Source organism: Ornithinibacter sp. (assembly GCF_035443565.1).
Classification (GTDB): Bacteria; Actinomycetota; Actinomycetes; order Actinomycetales; family Dermatophilaceae; genus Fodinibacter.
Window position 1 is genome coordinate 1 of record NZ_DAORSO010000146.1, and the last position, 5445, is coordinate 5445.

General features: G+C 73.0%; 5 protein-coding genes. All 5 read right to left on the minus strand.

Going from position 1 to position 5445, the window contains the following annotated elements; all coding sequences use genetic code 11:
* Positions 1-1182, minus strand: a 1182-nt coding sequence (locus PLL68_RS12055) for a winged helix-turn-helix domain-containing protein (protein ID WP_324534397.1), incomplete at its 3' end; no start/stop codon positions are given.
* Positions 1175-1855: a response regulator gene (locus tag PLL68_RS12060; RefSeq protein ID WP_324534399.1), complete on the minus strand. Its 681-nt coding sequence runs from the start codon at positions 1853-1855 to the stop codon at positions 1175-1177. The genes PLL68_RS12060 and PLL68_RS12055, both read right to left, overlap by 8 nt.
* Before the next feature lie 91 nt (positions 1856-1946).
* A complete protein-coding gene (hpf, locus tag PLL68_RS12065; protein ID WP_324534401.1) occupies positions 1947-2600 on the minus strand; it encodes a ribosome hibernation-promoting factor, HPF/YfiA family in 654 nt (217 codons plus the stop codon).
* 91 nt (positions 2601-2691) lie between these two features.
* Positions 2692-3459, minus strand: a complete 768-nt coding sequence (locus tag PLL68_RS12070) for a ComF family protein (protein WP_324534403.1) — start codon at positions 3457-3459, stop codon at positions 2692-2694.
* A 76-nt stretch (positions 3460-3535) separates the two neighbouring features.
* Positions 3536-5302, minus strand: a complete 1767-nt coding sequence (locus PLL68_RS12075) for an LpqB family beta-propeller domain-containing protein (RefSeq protein ID WP_324534405.1) — start codon at positions 5300-5302, stop codon at positions 3536-3538.
* Positions 5303-5445 lie beyond the last annotated feature (143 nt).

Sequence of the window (5445 nt, forward strand, 5' to 3'; positions counted from 1 at the left end):
GAGGCCGAGGAAGGTCGCCAGCAGGGCGAGTTCCTCGTCGAGCTCTCGCTGGTCCTCCGCACCGCCGCGGCCGGGCTCCCACGTGCACCGCCGAACCCGCAGCACCCCCGCGGCCCGGTCGGCCTTGAGGTCCAGGCGCGCGACGAGGTCCTCCCCCAAAAGGAACGGCAACACGTAGTACCCGTGCACGCGCAGGTGCTCGGGCACGTAGATCTCGAGCCGGTAGTCGAACCCGAACAAAGCACTCGTGCGGTCGCGCTGCCAGATGAGGGAGTCGAACGGTGACAACAGGGCCCGCGCCCGGATGCCGCGTGGTCGCCGGGCGTCTCGGTGCAGGTAGGCGGGCCGTCGCCAGCCCTCGATCTCGGCCGGCACCAGGGTTCCCTCGGCCACGAGCGCCGCGATGGCCGGCCTGGCCTGCTCGGGGCGCAGCCGGAAGTAGTCACGCAGGCACTGCTCGGTGCCGACACCGTGGGCGCGAGCGGACATCTCGATGAGCCGGCGAAAGCTCTCGTCCTCCGAGGGCCGGGCGTCCGGGTCGAGCGCGAGCGCACGCAGCGCCGGTGGCAGCACCCGCGCCGGCACCGCGTAGCGCCGTTCGAACTGCGCCGTCCTCCCGGCGCTGGACACCTCCCCCGCCCAGAACAGGTGCTCGAGGGCGCTCTTGACCACGGACCAGTTCCAGCCCCAGTCATCGCGCTGGCGAGGCAGGTCGTGGGCCAGGGCGGCCTCCACCTCGCGGCTGGTCAGCGGCCCGCGCCGGGCCACCTCGTCGAGCACGGCCTCGACGAGGTCGGGGTTCTCGCGCGCGACGTGCCGCATGTTGCCCCACGCGTCCTCGCGGGCCCGCCGCATCCGGAAGTCGAGCAGGGGCCACGTCGAGGGCGCGACGAGCGAGGCCTCGTGCGCCCAGTACTCGACGAGGCGTCTCGGCGCCCGGTCACGGGCGGCATCGACGAGCGCGGTGTCGTACACCCCGAGCCGCGAGAAGAACGGGAGGTAGTGGCTGCGCGAGACGACGTTGACGCTGTCGATCTGCACGACGGTGACGGTGTCGATGACCCGCTGGACGTCACGGATGCCGGGGCTGTCGGGGCGTGGCCGCCCGAACCCCTGCGCGGCGAGCGCGATGCGGCGCGCGGCCCGTTGCGACAGACGCACGCTCGCGGGCGCGTCACTCATCCGTGGGGATCAGGTGCTTCTGGTGCGCGTAGACCGCGGCCTCGACCCGTGAGTGCAGGTGCAGCTTCTCGAGGATGTTGCGCACGTGGTTCTTCACGGTGTTCTCCGAGATGACCAGCGCCTCGGCGATCTCGCGGTTGGCCTGGCCCCGCGCGACCAGGCGCAGCACCTCGACCTCGCGATCGGTGAGCGGAGGCAGCGAGCGCTGGAGCGGTTCGGGGTCGTGGCTGAGCCGGGCGAACTCGGTCAGCAGCGTGGCAGCCATGCTGGCCGGGATGATCGCCTGCCCCTCGCCGACCCGACCGATCGCCGCCAACACCTCTTCACCCGGCACGTCCTTGAGCAGGTAGCCGCTGGCGCCGGCCTTGATCGCCTCGAAGAGGTCGTCCTCCTCGTCGGACATGGTGAGCATGATGATGCGGGTCTCGGGCACCGCCCAGCGGATCCGGCGGCAGGCCTCGATGCCGCCGACGCCCGGCATCCGAACGTCCATGAGCACGATGTCGGGCCGCAGCCGGGTGCAGACCGCCAGGGCCTCGTCACCGTTGGATGCCTCGCCGACGACGCGCGCGGTGCCCTCGAGCTCGACGACGATCTGCATGCCTCGCCGGTACTGGGCGTGGTCGTCCGCGATGACCACACGGGTCACCGCCCCCGGGGAAACTGACTGCACGCGGTCTCCGTTCACGGTCCCTACGTCACCCTGCACGAGAACATGGTGGCAGGTCCGGGCGGTGTTGCCCACCACCCGGACCTGCGCGCCCTCAGGAGGCGGCTGCCTCGTCGTCGGCGAGCCCGTCCTGCGGGCTGTCGTCGAGGTCGAGGTGCAGCACGCCGTAGCTCCACCCACGGCGGCGGTAGACCACGCTCGCGCGGTCGGTGTCGGTGTCGTGGAAGAGGTAGAAGTCGTGCCCGACGAGTTCCATCTCGCGCAGGGCGTCAGCCAGCGTCATCGGCGAGGAGCGGTGGATCTTCTCGCGGACCTCGACCGGCGAGTCGCCGAACGGGCCGTCCGGCTCGTCGACCTCGGGGGCGGCGTCGGCCACGGACTGCTCCGTCGGCGGCACGATGCGGGCGGTCGCGGCCGCCACGGACTCGGGGGTTCGACGCCCTCGGTGGACCTGTCGCCGGTCGTGCTGCCTCCTGAGCCGTTCCATCAGCTTGTCGATCGCCACGTCGAGGGCTGCGTACTTGTCCTCTTCGCACGCCTCGGCCCGAATGACGGGCCCCTTGGCGTAGCAGGTGATCTCCACCTTGTCGCAGGCCTTGGCCTGCCGGCGGTTGGGCTCGTGGCTGATCAGAACCTCCACTCGACGCGTGCGGGGCTCGAGCTGGGTGATCTTCGCCAGCTTCTCCTCGATGTGCGCACGGAATCGATCAGAGACGTTCAGGTGCCGTCCGGTGACGGAAATGTCCACGTGGTCCTCCTTGTGCTCGGGGGGTTGTTGCTCAGTGCTCTACGGCGAATCTCGGCACCACCTCCGCACAATCGGGGCTCATGCACTGACGCTAGTCGGCCACCCGATGGGCCACAAGGGCGGGGGTCACACGGCGCGGGGTGGCGGCCACCGCGGCGGCGACGACGTGGTCCGCGCCCACGGCGCGAAGCGCCCGTGCGGCCTCCGCCATCGTCGCTCCGGTGGTCACGACGTCGTCGACGAGCACACACGTCGATCCCCTGACGACCTCGCGCCAACGCCGCGAGACCTCGATCGCGCCGGCGAGGTTCGCCGCCCGTGCACCCCGGTCGAGGCGGGCCTGGTCGGCCACCCGCCTGGTGTGCCGCAGGGCTGGCGCGAGGTGGATGCCGGGTGGGCCACCACGCGCACCGGCCCGGGCGAGGTCCCCGACCGGGTCGTCGCCCCGCCGCCGCCGCGAGGAGCGCGCCGTCGGAAGGGGCACGAGCAGCACGGGCTCGCCCCGCGAGACGTGGTGACGCAGGGTGGGGTCGGCTGCGAAGGCCGTCGTCAGGGCTGACGCGAGCAGCTGGGCGAGGGCCGGGCGCAGGTCACGTCTCTCCTCGTCCTTGTAGGCGGTCACGGCCATCCGCAGCGGCCCGTCGAACGGCGCCGCCGCCCAGCAGGCCGGCATCACGGCCGGTGCCGGATCGAGGGTGACGAGCGCGGGCCACCCCTCGGATGCCGTGCGCAGGGTTTGCGTGCAGGCTCGGCAGAGCGGTGGGCCGGGTCGGTGGCAGGCCGCGCACCGGGACGGCAGCACGAGCTCACCGGCCGCGGCCGCTGCGCCCACCACCCGTTCCCAGAGCCTGTCCCCCATGGCACCCCCTGCGCCCCAGCATGACCCGACACCACGTGCTGGCGCCGGTCGAGATCGCCCCCTGTGGACGGTCGGGTCAGCCGGACGCGACGGCGAGGTCGGTCGCCGGGCCGCTGTCGACCCACTGGGACCCAGCACGGCCGAGCAGGCGGCCGGTGGACGTGGTGACCCACAGGGCACGCTCGCCGCCCGTGGAGGTGATGGCCACGGCATCCGGGGCGGCCGTCAGGGCCCGCACGCCTCCGCCGACGGTGACGATGACCGGCTGGAGCATGCTGCCCTCGAGGACCCCGAGAGCGGTCAGGGTGCGCTCGTCGAGCCAGGCCAGGCTCGTCGCCCTCGACAACGAGGCGCCGAGGCGCAGCGGCGACGCGAGGCGCTGCGGCTGACCGGCGCGCGAGCGAACGACGCCCGTGAGGTCGATGCGCGAGTCGCGGCCGTCGGCCGCCGTGGACAGCACGGCGATGCGGTCGCCGTCGGGGGACACTCGAGCCTCGAGCACCCTGCGCCCGGCGAGCCAGGCCGCCTCGATGGCGACGGCAGCGGCGTCGCCCCCGGCCGGGTCGGATGCCGTGTTGACGACGAACAGTCGCGGCGCGCCGGCACCTCCGGCCCCGACGGCACCCACCCACAGCCACCCCCGGCGGTCGTAGGACGGGCTCCCGACGGCACCGCCGGGCAGCGGCACGACGTAGCGATTGGCATCGCGCCAGCGGGAGATGCCGTCACCGCCCGGGTTGATCGCCGCCACCTCGCTGCCGTCCGCGGACAGGGCCAGTCGGGAGAACCCTGCGGGCACGGCGGGGTAGGCGCGCTGGTCGGCGGGCTCGCGCGGTTCCTGGTCCCCGAGGCTGCTGGGATCGAAGACCGCGACCTCCTCGCCGCGCCGAACCACCGGGGCAGCGAGGGTGACGGGCGGCGGCGGGATGAACCCGATCTCGGCCAACGTGCCGGCTGAACCGTCGAGCGTGAGCAGGTTGACGGGAACGTCGTCGACGGAGAGGGAGACCCTCGTGACCGCCGGGTCCTGGGTGAGCGTGGCGACGAACTGCGCCCACAGGTTCTGCCTCGTCGTCTGGCCGGGCGCCAGCTTGCTCGAGATGAGGTTGACCGTGGCGACCCCTGAGTTGATCGAGACGGCGTCGCCGAGCAGCCGCGCACCAGACGGGACCGCCGTGACGGCAGCACCGTCGAGGTGCTCGGGCAGGGGCAGGATCTGGGCGCGCGCCAGCCGGGTGGCCAGGCGATCGACGGGGAACCATCGCACGTCCGGGATGAGCGCTCGCTGACTCGTCGACACGTAGTGCACGGCGTAGGGGCGCACGAGCCGGTTGACCTCGGTGCTGGCGATCCAGCGGCCGAAACCCTCGGGAAGGGCGGCGATTCTCCACTGCCCGCCCACGGTCTCGAGCTGGAAGTCGGCTGTCACGGTGCTGCCCGGGGCCGCGGCGGTGTGGCGCCCCTCCTCGTCGACGGTGGCGGCGACCTTGGCGGTGATGCGCACGGTCGCGGGGTTGACGAGCACCGTGGCGGGTGGGGCTGCCTCGGCGAGGAGCACGAGCGAGACGTCAGGTTTCCAGGCCTCGCTGACCTGGGCGGTGAGGAAGGCGCGCGCGTTGTCGTAGGCGGCATCGCTGGCCGCGCCCGCGCGCACGAACCCGCGCACGATGCTCTCCTGGCTCTCACCGTCCCGGGGCCCGGGGAAGGTCACCCGCAGGTCGGCGGGGCGACCGCTGCCGACCTCGCGCCCCGGCTCGACGGGCCCTTCGCGCGACAGCCCACCACAGCCGGCGAGCGCCAGCACCACGAGGAGCGCCAGGGCCGCCCGCACGAGCCTGGTCATGGCTCCTCGTTCGGGCTGAGCGGCAGCGGTGAGCCGTGCAGGGTCGCCCCCGCCCGCTGCGGCAGGGTCAGGCGGAACCGTGAGCCGACACCGCGCTCACCCCAGGCCTGGAGCCACCCGTGGTGCAGGCGGGCGTCCTCGAG